Source organism: Chryseobacterium artocarpi (assembly GCF_001684975.1).
Classification (GTDB): Bacteria; Bacteroidota; Bacteroidia; order Flavobacteriales; family Weeksellaceae; genus Chryseobacterium; species Chryseobacterium artocarpi.
In genome coordinates this window covers 474,587-492,418 of record NZ_MAYH01000023.1, presented here as the reverse complement: position 1 = coordinate 492,418, position 17,832 = coordinate 474,587, and the positions used below count along the sequence as shown (strand labels likewise).

Sequence of the window (17,832 nt, the reverse complement as noted above, 5' to 3'; positions counted from 1 at the left end):
CGTTTGGTTCTGAACTAATTTTTACATTTGTTCAAATTTTTATATTATGCACCAAAGTATAGAAATTGATGAAAAAATTTTTCAGGATGCCGTAAAGTTTTATGGCACCGTGTTCAGCTTACCTCCTTTAGCTTCAAAAATCTATTCCTACCTTCTTTTTGATTATGAGAAAGTAGGAATTACTTTTGACGAGTTTGTTGAAGTGCTCTCCGCAAGCAAAAGTTCCGTTTCCACAAGTATTTCATTATTGCTAAATGCGCAGCTCATCGTAGATCACAATAAGATGGATGAGCGGAAACGATATTTTTTCATCAATGATGAATACAAGAAAATTCGATTCGAGAAGATTGTCCAGAAAATGCAGGACGAATTAAAACTATTAGATGATTTAAACAATTTTAAAAAAAGTAAAGACGATGGATACAATGAAAGAATAGAAGTTTACAAAGCACTCTTAAATAAAAACATAGAAAATATTCAGGAATCTCTTAATAAACTATAAAATGAATAATAAGCTAGTTATACTTTCGATTGCAGCGCTCTCACTCACAGCCTGCAAAAAAGAAGCTCCAAAACAGGATGGTGCCAAGCCATATCCTGTTGTTTCTGTGGAGTCAAAAAATATAGTAGGTTATCAGACTTTCCCGGCAACCATTCAAGGTAGGGTAAACAATGATGTACGTGCTAAAATACAGGGATATATCACCCAGCTATTGGTAGATGAAGGACAATATGTTACCAAAGGACAACCATTGTTCCGTCTGGAAACCAATATCCTTACCGAAAATGCTGCTGCTTCCAAAGCAGGAATTGGTGCTGCTGAATCCAGTATTGCTGCTGCGCAGGCTTCTGTAAATGCTGCACAGGTAGAAGTGAATAAACTAAAACCGCTGGTTCAGAAAAACATTATCAGTAACGTACAGTTACAATCGGCTCAGGCTCAGTTAGCTCAAGCTCAGGCTCAATTACAACAGGCACATGCTGCAAAAAGGCAAGCTGAAGCCAATTATAAAGGAGTAGAAGCGAATATTGAATATTCTATCATCCGAGCTCCTATTTCTGGGGTGATTGGAAGACTTCCATTAAAAGTAGGAAGTTTGGTGGGACCGTCTGATCAGACACCACTGACAACGATTTCGGATACTTCTGAGATCTTTGCCTATTTTGCCATGAATGAAAAAGAATATTTCAATTTCCTTGAAAAAGCTCCGGGAGCTTCTATGCCTGAGAAAATCAAAAACTTACCAATGGTAGAGCTTCAGTTAGCCAACGGAAGCCTTTATCCTGAAAAAGGAAGAATTGAAGCGATTACAGGTCAGATAGATCCAACTACTGGAACTATTCAGTTCAGAGTTGCATTCCCTAATGCTCAAAAATTATTGAGTAACGGTAACAGTGGTACGATCAGATTCCCTCAGCATTATGATAATGTATTGGTAGTTCCGGAAAGTGCTACTTATGAACAACAAGGTATTGTTTACGTTTACAAAGTAGAAAAAGGAGATACTGCCAGAAATGTTGTTGTCAATGTTATTGACAGAATTGACAATTTAGCTCTTATCAAATCAGGAGTTAATAAAGGTGAAAAAGTTATTGCAGCCGGAATCGGAGGTCTTAAACCTGGAACAGCAGTAAAACCGAAGCCAATTAAAATGGATAGTCTTGTTCAATCAATAAAACCGAAATTCTAATGATAAAAAACTTTATTAACAGACCGGTTTTATCTACCGTAATCTCAATTTTGATTGTGATTCTCGGTGTGCTAGGACTGATCTCGTTACCGGTTACACAGTATCCGGATATTGCACCGCCTACAGTGAGTGTTTCCGCAAACTATACGGGAGCCAATGCTGAAACGGTGATGAAGAGTGTAGTAGTACCTTTGGAAGAACAGATCAACGGGGTGGAAGGTATGGATTATATTACTTCCAGTGCCGGAAACGATGGTTCTGCTCAGATTCAGGTTTTCTTTAAGCAAGGAATAGACCCGGATATTGCCGCGGTAAACGTTCAGAACCGTGTGGCAAGAGCTACGCCTCTTTTACCATCCGAGGTAACGCGTTCAGGGGTTGTAACTCAGAAGCAGCAGACCAGTGCCCTGATGTATATGTCTTTCTATTCTGAAAATAAAGATCTTGATGATGTATATCTTCAGAACTTTTTGAATATCAACATTATTCCAAACCTTAAAAGGGTAAATGGTGTAGGAGATGCCAACGTTTTCGGAGGTAAAAATTACTCAATGAGAATCTGGCTGGATCCAGCTAAAATGGCTGCCTACAGTGTAACTCCTACAGATGTTACTAATGCTATTAATGAACAAAGTAGGGAAGCTGCAGCTGGTTCTATCGGACAAAACAGTGGTAGTTCTTTTGAATATATTATCAAATATGTAGGTAAATTTAACGATAAAGAACAGTACGATAATATCATCATCAAAGCTCTGGCAAACGGACAAAACCTGATGCTGAAAGATGTTGCCAAAGTAGAGCTTGCCGGTCAGTCTTACACAGGAATCGGTGAAAACGGAAACAGTCCTTCCATCAGTATGGGGATCTTCCAGACTCCTGGATCCAACGCACAGGAGATTATTAAAAATATCAAAGCTTATCTAAAGTCAGCAGAGGGTACTTTTCCACAGGGAATCAAGTATACTTTTAACTTTGATACCAATGAATTCCTTGAGGCATCTATTGAAAAGGTAGTACATACCCTGATTGAAGCCTTTATTCTGGTATTTATCGTAGTATATATATTCCTTCAGGATTTCAGATCTACTCTGATTCCGGCGATTGCGGTTCCGGTATCTATTGTCGGGGCATTCTTCTTCCTGAATCTTTTCGGATATTCATTGAACCTCTTAACATTATTTGCATTGGTACTTGCCATTGGTATTGTGGTGGATGACGCGATTGTAGTCGTCGAGGCAGTCCATGCGAAGATGGAGCATGGTATTTCTGATGCGAAAAAAGCAACGGTAGAAGCAATGGACGAGATTACAGGGGCTATTATCTCTATTACTTTGGTAATGGCGGCTGTATTTATCCCAGTGACTTTCATTACGGGACCTACAGGGGTATTCTATCAGCAGTTTGGTATTACGCTGATCATTGCTATCATTATTTCTGCGATTAATGCATTAACGCTGAGCCCGGTTTTATGTTCATTATTCTTAAAACCGCACGCAGAGCATCATAAAGAGTATCAAAACTTAAACATTCTACAGAAGTTTTTCTATAAGTTCAATATTGCTTTTAAAACAACTACTGAACGTTACGGAAGAGGATTTGTATTTCTTTTAAGACATAAATGGGTAACGCTGATTATTTTCGCGGTTACCGGAGGTATTTTATTCTGGGCTAGCAGCAGTATGAAGAAAGGATTTGTACCTACAGAAGACAGAGGAATTATCTTTACAGATGTTCAGCTTCCTCCGGGGGCTTCTATGGAAAGAACTTACAATGCCTTGAAAACTCTTCAGGCTAAAGCTATGAAAGTTCCGGGAGTACAAAACGTGACTATTTCTACTGGTAGAGGATTTTTATCAGGAAACGGAAGTAACAACGGTCTTGCCTTTGTGAAACTAAAACCTTTCGAAGAAAGAAAAAAAGACGGACAGACTTCTGAAGATATCACCAAAAAATTATTCGGAATTGTAGGAGCAGTTCCTGATGCTAAAGTAGTATTCTTCCAACCGCCAAGTGTACCAGGTTTTGGTAGTAGTGCAGGTTTTGAAATGGTATTGCTGGACAAATCAGGTGGAGACTATGCTGATCTGGATAATAAAACAAATGAATTTATCGGCAAGCTGATGCAGAGACCGGAAATTCAGTTTGCACAAACATCATTCAATACAAGATACCCTCAGTATCAGATGGAAATTAATGTTCCGTTAGCTAAACAGCTTGGGGTTTCTGTAAATGATATTTTAGCTACTATGCAGGGGTATATTGGAGGTATTTATACTGCCGACTTTACTAAGTATGGTAAACAGTTCAGAGTTATGGTTCAGGCTCTTCCTGAGAACAGAAAGAATATTGAAAACCTAAACGAACTTTATATAAGAACAGGTTCAGGAATCATGTCACCAATTTCACAGTTTGTAACATTAACAAAAGCATACGGACCACAATCTGTAAGCCGTTATAACTTATTTACATCCGTGAAAGTAACGGGAGCAAACTCTGAAGGATATAGTTCCGGGGATGCTATTACCGCTGTACAGCAGGTAGCCAACGAAACCTTGAACCAAAACTATGCAGTAGAATTTACCGGATTGACGAGAGAAGAATTAAATTCAGGATCTCAAACCCTGTTGATCTTCGCATTAAGTTTGATCTTTGTATACTTTATTCTTTCCGCACAGTATGAAAGTTATATCCTTCCGCTGGTTGTTGTAATTTCTCTTCCTTTAGGGGTAATGGGAGCTTATTTAGGACAGAAAGTGATGGGCTTGGAAAATAATATTTACTTCCAGATCGCTCTGATCATGTTGGTAGGACTACTGGCAAAAAATGCGATCCTTATTGTAGAATTTGCTGTTCAGAGAAGACATCATGGTGAAACGATCGTTATGTCAGCTATCAATGCAGCTAAAGCTAGGGTAAGACCTATTCTAATGACATCATTCGCTTTTATCTTTGGTCTATTGCCATTGGTATTGGCGAGCGGAATTGGAGCTGTAGGTAACAGGTCTATTGCAACTGGTGCCGCTATTGGATTATTGATAGGAACCATCTTAGGACTTTTTGTAATTCCGGTATTGTATGTGATTTTTGAAACCATACAGGAAAAGATCAAGCCTATTAAAAAAGAAGAGATCAATTTAGCCGAGTAAAAATTAAAAATTCGGGGATTGGAAGTTGAGTAAACATTTATTATTCAACTTCCAGCCTCAAATTTCTAACTTCTAATTTTAAACAATGAAGAGTTTATTAAACATCATAAAAGGAATAACTTTCTCAGCGATCATATTGGGAGCCATTACATCCTGTATGGCAAGAAAAGAATATGAAAGACCAAAGAACGTTGTTGACGAAAAGCTTTTCCGTACCGATATGCTTCCTTCAGACAGTGCTACTATTGCGAATGTTTCCTGGAAAGAGATCTTCACAGATCCCATACTTCAGGGGCATATTTCTAAGGCTTTGGAAAACAACCTTGATATCAGAATTGCATTAGAAAGCATTAATTCCGCAGAAGCTTATCTGAAACAAAGTAAAGCAGCCTATCAGCCGACACTTTCCATAGGTCCTAATTATACTTTCCAAACCCAGTCTATCAATACTCAGTTTGGTCAGATCATTGGAGAAAGACGATATGTGAATCAGTTTGACATTACAGGAAGTATTACCTGGGAAGCAGATATCTGGGGTAAATTAAGAGCACAGGAAAAAGCGCAGCTTGCTACATATCTTGGAACTGTTGCAGCTCATAAAGCGGTAAAAAGTAGCCTTGTAGCGTCCATTGCTTCTGCTTATTATCAATTGCTGACATTTGATGCTCAGAAAAAGATCATTACAGAGACTATTGCCGTACGTGAGAAAAACTTAGAGACTACAAAAGCATTAAAAGCTTCAGGAACTCTTACAGAAGTAGCAGTACAGCAAAGTGAAGCGCTTGTTTTCAATGCAAAATCTTTATTGATTGATATCGATACCCAAATTCAACTGCTTGAAAATACAATGAGCCTTTTAATGGGGGAATCGTCACACACTATTGAGAGATCTACTTTAGAAGGACAAAATCTTCCAATCGATCTTAAATTAGGATACCCATCTCAATTGCTTGCCAACCGTCCGGACGTAATGAGAGCTGAATATAACCTTATGAATGCCTTTGAATTAACCAATGCAGCAAAAGCTCAGTTTTATCCTACTTTGAAGCTTACCGGAACAGGAGGGCTTCAGTCTGTGGATATTGACCACTTATTCAGCGTTAATTCATTATTTGCAAACGTAGTGGCAGGATTGGCACAACCGATCTTAAACAAAAGAACAATTAAGACGAACTACGATGTGAGTCTTGCCAATCAGGAAACAGCTTATTTAAACTTTAGAAAAACTGTTCTTACAGCAGGAAAAGAAGTTTCTGATGCCATCAGAGTTTTCTCCGTTCAGGATTCATTTATTGATTTAAAACAAAAAGAACTGGATGCCTACAAAAAATCAGTTGACTATTCCCAGGAATTGGTCAACTATGGGATGGCAAACTATCTTGAAGTATTGAATGCAAGTGTGAATTCATTGAATGCTGAACTTAATATTTCTAATGCACAATACAGTAAAATGAAAGCTGCCGTTGAGCTTTATCAGGCTCTCGGTGGAGGCTGGAAGTAACCATATTTCAGGATAAAAATAAAACCGTGTATCAGTAAATGATGCGCGGTTTTTATTTGGAATCATCTTTTTAATTTCTGTTAAAATTCAAAAAAAAGAATTGATAATTTGTATATATGTATTTAACTACGTAGTTTTGTACTTTAATAATATAATGATTGAAAAAAAATATAATACTTTTTGATTTTCAATTGATTAAATTCTTTCCATTTAAAAATAAAAAACGATGAAACTACAAATTCAGTCTTTGGATAATTCACATTCAGAACAGGCGATTGATCTGATTCTGACGATTCAGCAAAAGGAATTTAATGTTCCTATAACCATAGAGGACCAGCCTGATCTGATGCAGATAGAAAGCTTTTATCATGAAGCCGGAGGTAATTTTTGGGGAGCTTTTATTGATGGAGAACTGGTGGGTTCTATTGCTTTAGTAAAGTTTGATGAAAGGGCAGGAGCGGTCAGAAAAATGTTTGTAAAAAAAGAATTCAGAGGAAAGGAATTGAATATTGCGCAGATCCTGCTTGAAATATTAATCTCTTTCTGTCGGGAAAAAGAAATTGACGATTTATATTTGGGAACAGTAAGCGTTTTAAAGGCTGCACAACGTTTTTATGAAAGAAATAATTTTATAAAAATCAAAAAAGAAAAGCTTCCGATACGTTTTCCTTTAATGAGTGCTGACGATATTTTTTATCATTTACATATTGACTGAACATGAATGTAATCAACGAAGCAGGAATCCTTGCCATATCTACAAGAATGCACCGTCTCAGTGAACAGCTGAGAAAAGATGGTGCCATGATCTATAAAGCTTTTGGGATTGATTTTGAGCTTAAATGGTTTCCTGTAATTTTTACCATTTATAAAAAAGACGTGGCAAGTGTGGTAGAAATTGCCAACGAAATAGGGTATACCCATCCTTCAACAATTACTTTACTCAAAGAATTGGAAAAACTGAATCTTATAGAATGGAAAAAAGATAAGCAGGATGAGCGCAAACGACTGTTTCAGCTTACTTCCAAGGGAAATGAGCTTATAGATAATATGAAGCCGGTATGGGAACTGATGTCTCAGGTATTGGGAGATATTGCAGACAATCAAAATAATCTTTTGGCTGCTCTTAATGAAGCGGAAGAGAAGATTGCCAATCAATCATTTTATCAAAGAGCTTTACAACTTAAAAACTCAAAGTGAAAAATTTACAAAGAACTAGATGATTAGATTATGTTATTACATTAGTGATTTTAGAGATGATTATTTTTTCATGTTAAATCCCTGTTTGGAGAATAGTTATTATATTTGGTAGACAACAAAACTAAATTTAAAACCATGAAAAATTTAAAGAGAATTTCTAAAGAGAGATTAAAAAGCATCAATGGAGGAAGAGGATGCCCTCCAGGCTTCCGTGATTGCCCTATGCCTTGGGGCGATGACAAAGTATGTATTCCACACGATAATCAAATGGCTTGTCCAGAATTATAAAAATGATCCCTCTATTCGAGGGATTTTTTATGTCATTACCTATTTGATTATAAAATTGTATAATAATTTTAGTAAAATTTATTAATTCATTATCAGTGTCTTATATGGTTTTTATCAATGGATTATTGCGGTTGACTTGTTTGTAGAAATACTTTACATTAAAAAAAGCCAATAACATTAATCTAATTTTTATATTTGTATATGTTGGATTTTAAATATGGAGATATATGTGAAAGTCCAAAATACTATTAAAAATATAATAATCATAAAACAATAAAAATAAAAAATGGATAATGTTAACTTGTTAGTCATTGTAACTATAATTTCTTTATTCATTTCATTGTTTCTCGCTTTTTTTCTGATTACCGTCAAAACAAAGTACAAAGTCAGTAACGGTTTGTTTGCTGCTTTTCTGGTATTAAATGCAATAGATATTAGTGAACCTTTATTTAATATGATTGTTGATGGTCCATCAAATCTGGGAATGTTCAGAGCTTCTTTTGCTTTCCTTCAAATACCGGTTTTCTATCTCTATATCATATCAGTTTGCTACTCTGATTTCAAGCTTAAACCAAAATATTTACTGCATTTACTTCCATTTTTAATTGCTAATTTGGCTTTACTCCCACGTTTTTATGGTGTAGATACCGCATCAAAAATAAGTTTTATTCAGAATCGTCAAAGTATGGTGGAATTCCAGTTCAATCATATTTTAATACATCTTCAGATTATTGTCTACATTATTGCTGTATTTAGAGTGCTTAGGAAATCAAAGAAACTTTATGTTGAAAACTATGCAGGGAAAAGTATTGCTTCTTATAATTGGCTGTTTCAGTTTACTGTTGTTCTGTCCGTTTTATACATGGTTGCCCTTTTAAAAAATATTCTTAAATTCTCAGATTATCCACATGTTTCTGAGGTAATTAAGATTGTACTTTTAGTATCTTCTCTTTTTATTTTTTGTTGGTATCTATTCAAAGCGTTAAATAATCCGGGGCTTTTTAGAAATATAGACTCAAAATTAAAGCTTGTTTCTGAGCTTGTTTCTGAAGAAAAAAGTAGTGGACTACCAGTAGCAGATGAACGAGAATATAATGAAGATCTTTTGAAGCTAAAAAAATATATGGCGGAGAAAAAGCCCTTTCTCAATTCTTCGCTTACCATTCAGGATGTTTCCCGTGATATTGAAATTCCGGTTCGGGATTTGTCTCTTTTAATCAACCATCAGATAGGGCAGCATTTTTACGATTTTGTAAATACATACCGTATAGAAAATGCTATGGATATTTTAAAAGATACTACAAAAAGTAAGGTAACTATTCTTGAAATTCTATATGAAGTGGGTTTTAATTCAAAATCTTCTTTTAATACCGCTTTTAAAAAACATACAGGCAGTACGCCAACTGATTTCCGTAAGAGTTTGAAAATAAGTGGTTTGTAATTATTCGTACTCTTTTGTGTAAAGATTCATACTTATTTTTTTGAACAAAAGGGATTGAATACTTTTATTCGGTCGCCTATTTCTGTTTTCTCACACATCTTTGTATCGAAATAATTTTTTAACACAAAAAAAACGATACAATGAAAATTTCATCAAAACTTTTAGCAGCACTGTTATTCATAAGCAGCTTTTCTTTTGGGCAAAATATTACTAAAAAGATTGATTCTATCATCAGCGATAATTATAAAAAAAATCCTGAAGTAGGAATCAGTGTTGGCTTTATTAATAACAATGAAGAATATTATACGGCTTATGGCAATTTGAATGCGGAAAGTCAAGTGAAAATTAATAAAAATTCCATTTTTGAAATCGCATCAATTACAAAAATCCTGACCTCTAATTTGATTGCTCAGGCAGTTTTGGAGCATAAACTTAAGTTAGATGATTATATAGACGGATTTCTTCCCAAAGAATATGTATTGCAGCAAAATCTTAGAAACAAAATTAAGATTTCAGATCTGGCATCACATCAGTCTGGTTTGCCGGATATAGATTTTGCAAAATTAATAGAAATAGATCCGCAGCAACCTGTAAGTAATGTGACACAAGGTACATTGACTTCGATAATTAATAATTGTAGTGAGCTCAAAGATTATGGTAAATACAGATATTCTACGATTGGATATACTTTACTGGGGCAGATATTAGAGAAAGTGTATGGGAAAAGCTATGACGAAATTATCAGAGCTAAAATGATAAAATCTTTACACATGAACGACACTTTAACTAAGGATTTTAATGTAAAAAATATAACAACTGCTCATAATCCAAATGGAGGTATTCAGGAGTTTTTCAAATGGAATATTACAGCACCTGCAGGATTGGTGAAATCTAATGCTTCCGATATGGTGACTTTTTTAAAAGCAGTTCTGAATAAAGAAACTACAATAGGCAAGGCGGCGATTATCACAGAAAAAATTGTGTATAAAGATGAAAAAAGAGAAATGGGGCTAGGGCTGAATATTGTAACGGATGATAAAAATACCATTTATATGAAGTCCGGAGATTCTATGGGACAGTCTTCCATCATTTGCTACAACAGGAATAAAAAATGGGGAATTATCATACTTCTTGATCAGAGAAATTCAAAAATGAGACAGGATCTGCTGAATAAGATTTATGATACAGTCCTGAAATAGAAAAACTTAAACTACAACAGAATGAATCCATTATTTTTAATTCCAGTCGCAGTAATAATTGCAGGTGTATTTTTTATGATTATCATGAATAAGAAACACAAAATAGCGAAATCCGAAATTGATTTAGATGCTGAAAGATTGAAATATTACCAATATAAGCAAGAACTTTTAGCTCAGGATTTTTTAAAATTAAAACAATGGATGAATGGCAATCCCATTGATGCTTTTACTTCTGCATCTGTTCCTCAATCAACAGCAAGTAAGGTGCAGGAAATTGTAACTGACGGAATAAAGAACATAGCCTTATCTGCAATAGGCGTAAAGTTGAACCGAATCGAAACAGATTGTTTTTGGGTTTTAAGTGGAAACAATTTGCACTTTTTCACTACCAATACAGTAGGAGAATTAGACGAACAGATTGTATTTGATAATTTGAAAATAGAAAGAGCCAGTCTTCAATATGGAGGGATTCTGAAGTCACAGTTGGGAGTGTATACAAAGTCATCAGAAGAATATTTACCTCAAACATATATTATTACTTTTGAAATTGACGGAAGTTCGCTATCTCTTGAAATTCACGATAGACTTCACTATGCAGTTGATCCCGGAGATATGCTTAATTTAAAAAAACAATTAGAATCAAGAGCAAAATATCAGGTAGTAGGTGAAAAGTTTGTGAAAATAGTACAGGATAAATTTCCTAATTTAAAAATGTCTTAAATACTTAAATTTCAAAAAGATGAAAAAAGTAGGATTAATATTCTTTTTAGGAGTTGGTTTGCTCCCAATCAAAAGTTTTTCACAAACCAAAGCAATTGCAGGAGATGTCATATCAACGAAGAACCCAATCAGCCTTTCTGATAAACTATCACAATATATGAAAGCTCAGGCAGGCGTAAATGGGTTCAGTGGTACGGTTCTGATTGCCAGAAAAGATTCTATGCTTTTGAGGGATGCTTATGGTTATGCAAATTATGAATGGAAAATAAAAACAACCATCAATACAAAATACAGTTTGGCTTCTGTAAGCAAGCAGTTTACGGCTATGGCTATTCTCCAGTTGGCAGAGCGTAAGCTTCTATCTATTGATGATCAATTAAATAAATATTTTCCGGAATTTCCAAAAGGTGACCAGATCACACTCCATATGCTGCTTTCCCATATGTCTGGGCTTCAGATGGATTTTGACGAACTTTATCTTAATCAGGCTTCTTTAACAGAGGATCAGGTATTGAAGCATATTGTTCAAAAAGAATTCTTATTTACACCAGGGCAGCAGACCGCTTATAGTAATATTGGTTATTATTTGCTGGCACGTATTGTAGAAAAAACGAGTGGTAAAAGCTATTCTGAATATTTAAGAGAGAATATTTTTGCTCCATTAAAAATGAATGAAACCGGAGTTATGACCAATGATGAAGTCGTTGATAATATGGCAGACCGATATATCAGAAATGAAAAAAGTTATCATAAGAATCCATATATCAATTGGACATTCAATATAGGACATGATGGAATTTACTCAACGGTTAATGATCTTTTGAAATGGGATAAAGCATTATATGGTACTGCTATTTTAAGTGAAAAGATGAAGAAATTGATGTTCACATCTTATAATGATCAAAATTTCGGATATGGTGTTCTGGTTAATCCTTTCTATAGTCAGGGGCATCAATTAATTGCCCATGATGGTGGTTTTTTTGGAGCAATGACATCTTTTAATCGTTATGTAAATGATGATTTGTTGATTACCGTTCTTTCTAATAATCAGTCTCCTTCTTATATGCTTGCTTATGGATTAGCTGCGATATGCTTTGGTAAAGAAGTCGAACTTCCGTATCACCATAAGATTGTTAAAAACAATATTTTACTTTACAAGTTTTTCACAGGAACTTATGCAGATATTAAAATTTTTGAAAACAAGGGAAAACTTTATTATAATGATCTGGATATTGAATTGTTTCCCGAGTCAGACAATAAATTCTTCAGATCAGATGATGATAACAGAACTGTAGAGTTTATTAAAGATGCCGATGGAAAGTATTCTGTTATTAAATTGAGCAAGGCTGGGGTAGTGGAGACACGAAAGAGAGTGTTTAAAAAGAATGGTAACTAGTTTTACAATATTTTATTTTCAAGATATAAATCCCTCTATCTGAGGGATTTTTTATTTAGGGTATTGAGCCTCCATCAATTGCCAGATGGTAAAAACAGAAGCATCTTTTGAATTCTCTACACGAGTTCCTTTTTTCACAAATAGAAAATTGGAATTTAAAAAGTTTTTATCATTTTTATCCGTGGAAAAGCTCGGGTAATAGAATAACCAGGCATTTAATGACTTAATATCCCAGAAATAAGTTTCTCCAAAAGAGTCTTTTCTGCGTTCAAATTCAGGGTATTGTTTTTTTAGTTGTTCAACTAATGATGTTATTTCATCTTGTTTTACTGAAGTATACCGAAAACCGAGATACTTTTGAGATTTACGATTATCCACATATATTTGAAGACTGTTATAATCTGCTGCTGCGCTATTTGGATAAGCATAAGATTTCAAGTTTATACTACCTATTCTGAATTTATCCAATTGATCCGTCTGGTAGGAATAAATCCCATAATTTACATCCTGAGTTTCTTGTAGCTTATTTGTGTGAATAAGTCCTGTAACTGGCTGATCAAACGGTATGGATAGAAGATTATTTTTCTGTGAATCACATGAAACCATCCCGAAAAAGCTAAGTAATAATAAATATACTCTCATAATCTTTAAATCTAAGAAAAATTGTATAATAAATACAAATAGAAATCTTTGAAATAATATTAAGGAAATTTTATAGTTTAGCCATTTTAAAGCTGAGTCTTTTATTAAGAAGATATACATATCTCATATAAATACTTACTTTTGTGCCGCTTCATACGGGGGATTGGCGCAGTTGGCTAGCGCGTTTGACTGGCAGTCAAAAGGTCACGGGTTCGAATCCCGTATTCTCCACTTTTCAAATTAGAGAGTTTGTAAATTATTGAACTTTAAATAATTACATTTTCTCTTTTTTGTTTTTGTACCCAAATACTTCATTGTCTGAATACTATCCCATATAACAATCTACTACACCTTTATAAATACTTTGAAAATCCATTATCCCAACACAGTCGACATAAGCTTCGAAAACTTCTAAATCGTGTCCAGAATCGTTTATTTACCATTGTTCTTTTACATTGAAAATTCCATAAAATATCTTTTTGAAAGTTATTTAATTTGATTATAACTGTCAGATTAAGTGTTGACTAATTCACTTTAAGCAATAGATTAAAACTGAATAATTTGAGTTATTTTTTATATTATTCATTACCAAATTCGTCTTATAATATAATTTTATTGCATTCTGAAATGCTTCCAACTGCGATTTCTTATGATTAATTAATTTTTATCTCCCAATATCATTTTATTAAATTTAAAAAGAGGAACCATTAGCATTATCATTATACCCATTGGTAAATAGAGCGTGTAAAGAATAATGAAAATTAAACCCTTAGTAAAATACATTAATAAGAGAAATAAGATCAATAGTAATAAGCTAATAATCAAAAAAACAAGTAAAAGCTTAAAAGTTAATGTTGTAGAAGCTATCTTTCCATACCATTTATAAATATATCTCCAAAAAAACAGACTTAGTGAAATATTAATAATAAAACTGATCGTTATGAATAAAAGATCTAATCTATCTTTCGAGGTATTTTTAAAATTAAAAATTAAAAAGCCTAAAGGAGTTGGGTTATCACTATAATTAAAGAAATGAAAAATAATTTCATATACAATATAATACAATATAATACAATATAATAAAGGAGATAATATTTAAGAGAAATAGCTTATTTTTTCATCTTCTTTGTATTGCGGAATATTTCCAATTTGTATTGTAGGTGATGTTGTAAAATTAGCATTAAAGTCTGCAAATTTTGTTCGGATAATTTCAGGCTCCATTATTTTTGCTGTACCTCCAAGCTTAATAATAAAATTCAAAACATTTTTCATATAAGAATTCCATGTGCCGTTTGCTATGGTGAAATAATCTTTTACTGTATCGTTAACATTACCAAAGTTTGCGTTTTTAGAACCTATGATACTCTCATCTGGTCAAACTCTATCGAGAGCTCTTGTAAATATACGATAGCAACCTTCTTCGTCTTGGTGAATACCAAATTGTCTGTGTCCTGAAAATGGTTGAGTTTCACTTTCATATGTGTATATCGTTGTAAATAACCAACATGTATCACTAAACTCACTTACAATTACTGCTCCATGATCTACAATTGGCTCTGCATGCCAATCATTAGAACCTGCTTCAATATAAAAAATTGGGTTGCCTGTCTCACTATTCCATTTTCTAACCTGTTCTTTTTCATATTTAGGATCATCTTCTTTGGGATAAGGCCTAAATTTCCAAAGGCCATTTACTGTCATATCTATTGATCTTGGCCCTGCTCCATGTCCTTTAAAATCTATAGAACCAGCTGATAATGTTAAAAAGTTTTGTTTTAAAAGTTTGTACAATTGCACAACCCCTCCTTCTAATTCGGGCATTTTATCTATTCTTACGGAGAAATAATCCATTAAATGACCAATATAATTAGCTTTCGTAGTATCAAATCCTATACAACCTTCTGGATATTTTGTTTTTGGTGCTTTACCTGGTTTTTTAATTGTAATGTTATTATTGTTACTAATTACAGCATTACCAATATGAAAAAAATACATAAAGATTATCTTCAGTAGAAAAATTAAAAGGGCTTATGAGTTTTACATTCTCATAAGCCTTTCTTTTTATGATGTCGCCGCATATTTACTAGAATAACAGAGATGCATGATTTCCACAACTCCTGATTGCATCCTTTTTAGATATTACCCAGGGAACCCTGAGTAGAATCCGATCCGGGCAATCATAAAATAATCAGAATCGGTTCACAATAGGAATAACCTTTGTTCCTATTAACTCAATGGCTCTGAATATATCCTCTTTGCTTAAGCCCGGATTATCCATCTGAAAAGTAAATCTTGAGATACCACCTAATGCTTCACTATGTCGTAGAATCTTTTCTGCAACTTCATCCGGATCCCCAATAACATAAGCACCAGTCGGCTCGGCCTGAACTTCAAACATTTCCCGTGTAGGTGTAGCCCACCCTCTCTCCTTACCAATTTTCCCCATCATTTCCTGATACCCCGGAAAATAAATGTTTTTTGCTTTAGAAGTCGTATCTGCCACAAAACCCAGTGAATGTAATCCGACTTTAAGCTTTTCCCGGGGATGTCCGGCTTTTTCTCCAGCTTCATAATACAAATCTATTAATGGGCGAAAGCGATGGGTTTCGCCTCCGATAACGGCTACCATCAATGGAACTCCGAGAATTCCAGCCCTTATAAAAGATTGGGGAGTTCCTCCCGCTCCTATCCAAACTGGCAACTGGTCTTGTACTGGTCTCGGATATACTGCCTGTTGTTTCAGTTCAGGACGGAATTTACCGCTCCAGCTCACAGTTTCATTATCACGGATTTCAAGAAGCAATTTGATTTTTTCCTCGAAAAGTGCATCATAGTCCTTAGTATTGAATCCAAATAAAGGAAATGCATCAATAAATGATCCTCTTCCGGCTACGATCTCAGCCCGACCTTTAGAAATAATATCTAATGTTGCATATTCCTGAAATACTCTTACAGGATCAGCAGCACTGAGTACAGTAACAGCACTTGTCAGCCGAATATTTTTAGTTCTGGCTGCAGCGGCTGCCAATATTACTGCAGGAGATTCATCTAAAAATTCTTTTCTATGATGTTCTCCTAGCCCAAAGACATGCAATCCGACCTGATCTGCAAATTCTATCTTTGACAACAAATTCTCCATGGCTACCATATTTTCTTCCGGGCGCAATCCGCCATCATACGCACCGGTAGCAATAAAACTGTCTATTCCTATTTCCATACTAATTGATTTAGTCTTTTCACTTTCTGTTATTGAAAAGATCATCAAATTTCCTTTTTTTACTGCTTTAAAACAATGATCTACATCAAGAAAAGTTGGTTTATTATAATTATTGAAATGTAAATATAAGCTAATAACGTTGACGAAAATTATGGTAAACAGTAATCACTGTAACAAATAAAATAAATTTTAAGAAGTTGTAACCGGAGATTTTATTTTATTCTATGAAAAAACTTTTAATTGTACTGTTAGTCACTTTTGTATTTAGTTGTCAGAAAAAATTGCTTTAAAATCAAATTCAATATTCATAAACATTTCCAGTATTTCCAAGAACAAAGCCAATACAGCTGCTAAAGATCCCAATAGATCTGATAGATCAAAATGGACCGTTGCTGGTGTGTCGGCACACCCAGGAAATACCGGAATGCTAAATATTTCTAATGAAATTTTTAAATCTATAATCCAAGCGAATTAAATATCACATTCCCCAATGCTGCCATACCACCGTCTCCCGGGTGCGCTGCTACACCAGCTGCCAGACCGATAAAGTTAGCGATTTTGAAACATCTAAAGTCATTTATATCTACATAAAAATACGTAAATACTTTTGGGTTTGGTGGTTTTTGGGTCTTAAATTCGTAATCAATTTTCAAATTGTCAGTAGCCTTTCTAATTTCGCCCCAGCTTTCTCGAAATAAAACGTTACCTCACCCCGATGCATCGCTTTATTAATTCTGACTTTACGAATGCAATCAGCCCAATTCTTACCTGTTTCTTCCATTATATGATATGTTCTTAACATTACTGTTTTTCTGAAAGATATTGAAGTTTTCATATCGTTGTTTTTGCTTTTACCACAAAATCAGGTATTAACCCACTGTTTTACTCATTTTAACTAGTTTTAATAACTCTTCAGCTTCTTTAGTTATCGTTCTTAGATCATTTAAAGCGTAGCGCTCTTTTCTACTTAGGATATCTAAAAAAGTAAAAACTATAACTTCATTTTTAGGAAATGCACATATCTATGAAAATAATATAACTGAAACACAAAGTTTATTAGAAGTCAAAACGGGTAAATTTCATTGAATATATAGATATTAAAGTAAAGAAACACCAATGAAGACGCTTTTATATTTAATCTTTCTTCATCGGATTCAGTTTTATATCTGGCTTATATTTAATAATATTATTTATTTTGATATCTCTTAATTTTTTTCTATCAATAACGTTAAAGGAAGTATTATAAACAATATTGCAATAATATAAATGTCTGATAAGTAGTTGTTTATTTTATTTTTAAACTTAGAGTCGTAGAACTACGACACTTTTTAAAATAATTTCTATTTCATTTTGTCGTGAATTCTAAACGATATATATTGCAAGTACCAAATCAC

15 protein-coding genes, 1 tRNA gene and 1 pseudogene are annotated in these 17,832 nt (G+C 34.1%); 12 read left to right on the top strand and 5 right to left on the bottom strand.

Annotation, left to right across the window (positions count from 1 at the left end):
- Window positions 1–46: 46 nt before the first annotated feature.
- The 11 genes from BBI01_RS10285 to BBI01_RS10235 all read left to right on the top strand — a co-directional run bounded on the left by BBI01_RS10285 (window position 47) and on the right by BBI01_RS10235 (window position 12,579).
- Window positions 47–502, top strand: a complete 456-nt coding sequence (locus tag BBI01_RS10285) for a transcriptional regulator (protein ID WP_065394571.1) — start codon at window positions 47–49, stop codon at window positions 500–502.
- Between the two features lies 1 nt (window position 503).
- Window positions 504–1,691: an efflux RND transporter periplasmic adaptor subunit gene (locus tag BBI01_RS10280; protein WP_065394570.1), complete on the top strand. Its 1,188-nt coding sequence runs from the start codon at window positions 504–506 to the stop codon at window positions 1,689–1,691.
- On the top strand, window positions 1,691–4,837 hold the full coding sequence (locus BBI01_RS10275; RefSeq protein WP_065394569.1) for an efflux RND transporter permease subunit: 3,147 nt from the start codon (window positions 1,691–1,693) through the stop codon (window positions 4,835–4,837). The genes BBI01_RS10280 and BBI01_RS10275 overlap by 1 nt, the downstream gene beginning before the upstream one ends.
- Window positions 4,838–4,922: 85 nt before the next feature.
- Window positions 4,923–6,338: an efflux transporter outer membrane subunit gene (locus BBI01_RS10270; protein ID WP_065394568.1), complete on the top strand. Its 1,416-nt coding sequence runs from the start codon at window positions 4,923–4,925 to the stop codon at window positions 6,336–6,338.
- 226 nt (window positions 6,339–6,564) lie between these two features.
- Window positions 6,565–7,053 (top strand): GNAT family N-acetyltransferase, encoded by a 489-nt coding sequence (locus tag BBI01_RS10265; RefSeq protein WP_065394567.1) that lies wholly within the window; start codon window positions 6,565–6,567, stop codon window positions 7,051–7,053.
- 2 nt (window positions 7,054–7,055) lie between these two features.
- Window positions 7,056–7,535, top strand: a complete 480-nt coding sequence (locus tag BBI01_RS10260; protein WP_065394566.1) for a MarR family winged helix-turn-helix transcriptional regulator — start codon at window positions 7,056–7,058, stop codon at window positions 7,533–7,535.
- A 135-nt stretch (window positions 7,536–7,670) separates the two neighbouring features.
- Entirely contained in the window at window positions 7,671–7,823 is a 153-nt protein-coding gene (locus tag BBI01_RS22795) for a bacteriocin-like protein (protein WP_165602236.1), read from the top strand.
- 286 nt (window positions 7,824–8,109) lie between these two features.
- Window positions 8,110–9,264 (top strand): helix-turn-helix domain-containing protein, encoded by a 1,155-nt coding sequence (locus BBI01_RS10250; protein ID WP_065394564.1) that lies wholly within the window; start codon window positions 8,110–8,112, stop codon window positions 9,262–9,264.
- Between the two features lie 140 nt (window positions 9,265–9,404).
- Window positions 9,405–10,463 (top strand): serine hydrolase domain-containing protein, encoded by a 1,059-nt coding sequence (locus BBI01_RS10245; protein ID WP_065394563.1) that lies wholly within the window; start codon window positions 9,405–9,407, stop codon window positions 10,461–10,463.
- 21 nt (window positions 10,464–10,484) lie between these two features.
- Window positions 10,485–11,183 (top strand): hypothetical protein, encoded by a 699-nt coding sequence (locus tag BBI01_RS10240; RefSeq protein ID WP_065394562.1) that lies wholly within the window; start codon window positions 10,485–10,487, stop codon window positions 11,181–11,183.
- A 19-nt stretch (window positions 11,184–11,202) separates the two neighbouring features.
- On the top strand, window positions 11,203–12,579 hold the full coding sequence (locus tag BBI01_RS10235) for a serine hydrolase domain-containing protein (protein ID WP_083190071.1): 1,377 nt from the start codon (window positions 11,203–11,205) through the stop codon (window positions 12,577–12,579).
- Between the two features lie 51 nt (window positions 12,580–12,630).
- On the opposite strand, the gene BBI01_RS10230 is transcribed toward BBI01_RS10235, so the two are convergent.
- Window positions 12,631–13,221, bottom strand: coding sequence for a hypothetical protein (locus BBI01_RS10230; protein WP_065394561.1), 591 nt, complete (start codon window positions 13,219–13,221; stop codon window positions 12,631–12,633).
- 157 nt (window positions 13,222–13,378) lie between these two features.
- On the opposite strand from BBI01_RS10230, the gene BBI01_RS10225 reads away from it, so the two are divergent.
- A tRNA-Ala gene (locus BBI01_RS10225) sits at window positions 13,379–13,452 on the top strand.
- Window positions 13,453–14,316: 864 nt separating this feature from the next.
- Here the strand turns inward: BBI01_RS10225 and BBI01_RS22790 are convergent.
- From BBI01_RS22790 to BBI01_RS23195, 4 genes and pseudogenes are all read right to left on the bottom strand, one after another.
- Window positions 14,317–14,481, bottom strand: coding sequence for a hypothetical protein (locus tag BBI01_RS22790; protein WP_228393979.1), 165 nt, complete (start codon window positions 14,479–14,481; stop codon window positions 14,317–14,319).
- Window positions 14,482–14,595: 114 nt separating this feature from the next.
- Complete coding sequence (locus tag BBI01_RS10215; protein WP_065394559.1) at window positions 14,596–15,216, bottom strand: hypothetical protein; 621 nt, start codon at window positions 15,214–15,216, stop codon at window positions 14,596–14,598.
- Between the two features lie 193 nt (window positions 15,217–15,409).
- The gene (locus tag BBI01_RS10210; protein WP_065394558.1) at window positions 15,410–16,438 is read right to left on the bottom strand and encodes an LLM class flavin-dependent oxidoreductase; all 1,029 of its coding nucleotides are present in this window, start codon (window positions 16,436–16,438) and stop codon (window positions 15,410–15,412) included.
- A gap of 455 nt (window positions 16,439–16,893) precedes the next feature.
- Window positions 16,894–17,115, bottom strand: a pseudogene (locus BBI01_RS23195) (hypothetical protein); the annotation flags it as partial.
- Window positions 17,116–17,832: the final 717 nt, after the last annotated feature.

Bases quoted from the DNA above. Each gene is read 5' to 3' on its own strand.
- BBI01_RS10285 (WP_065394571.1), top strand. From the start codon at position 47: ATGCACCAAAGTATAGAAATTGATGAAAAAATTTTTCAGGATGCCGTA.
- BBI01_RS10280 (WP_065394570.1), top strand. From the start codon at position 504: ATGAATAATAAGCTAGTTATACTTTCGATTGCAGCGCTCTCACTCACA.
- BBI01_RS10275 (WP_065394569.1), top strand. From the start codon at position 1,691: ATGATAAAAAACTTTATTAACAGACCGGTTTTATCTACCGTAATCTCA.
- BBI01_RS10270 (WP_065394568.1), top strand. From the start codon at position 4,923: ATGAAGAGTTTATTAAACATCATAAAAGGAATAACTTTCTCAGCGATC.
- BBI01_RS10265 (WP_065394567.1), top strand. From the start codon at position 6,565: ATGAAACTACAAATTCAGTCTTTGGATAATTCACATTCAGAACAGGCG.
- BBI01_RS10260 (WP_065394566.1), top strand. From the start codon at position 7,056: ATGAATGTAATCAACGAAGCAGGAATCCTTGCCATATCTACAAGAATG.
- BBI01_RS22795 (WP_165602236.1), top strand. From the start codon at position 7,671: ATGAAAAATTTAAAGAGAATTTCTAAAGAGAGATTAAAAAGCATCAAT.
- BBI01_RS10250 (WP_065394564.1), top strand. From the start codon at position 8,110: ATGGATAATGTTAACTTGTTAGTCATTGTAACTATAATTTCTTTATTC.
- BBI01_RS10245 (WP_065394563.1), top strand. From the start codon at position 9,405: ATGAAAATTTCATCAAAACTTTTAGCAGCACTGTTATTCATAAGCAGC.
- BBI01_RS10240 (WP_065394562.1), top strand. From the start codon at position 10,485: ATGAATCCATTATTTTTAATTCCAGTCGCAGTAATAATTGCAGGTGTA.
- BBI01_RS10235 (WP_083190071.1), top strand. From the start codon at position 11,203: ATGAAAAAAGTAGGATTAATATTCTTTTTAGGAGTTGGTTTGCTCCCA.
- BBI01_RS10230 (WP_065394561.1), bottom strand. From the start codon at position 13,221: ATGAGAGTATATTTATTATTACTTAGCTTTTTCGGGATGGTTTCATGT.
- BBI01_RS10215 (WP_065394559.1), bottom strand. From the start codon at position 15,216: ATGTATTTTTTTCATATTGGTAATGCTGTAATTAGTAACAATAATAAC.
- BBI01_RS10210 (WP_065394558.1), bottom strand. From the start codon at position 16,438: ATGGAAATAGGAATAGACAGTTTTATTGCTACCGGTGCGTATGATGGC.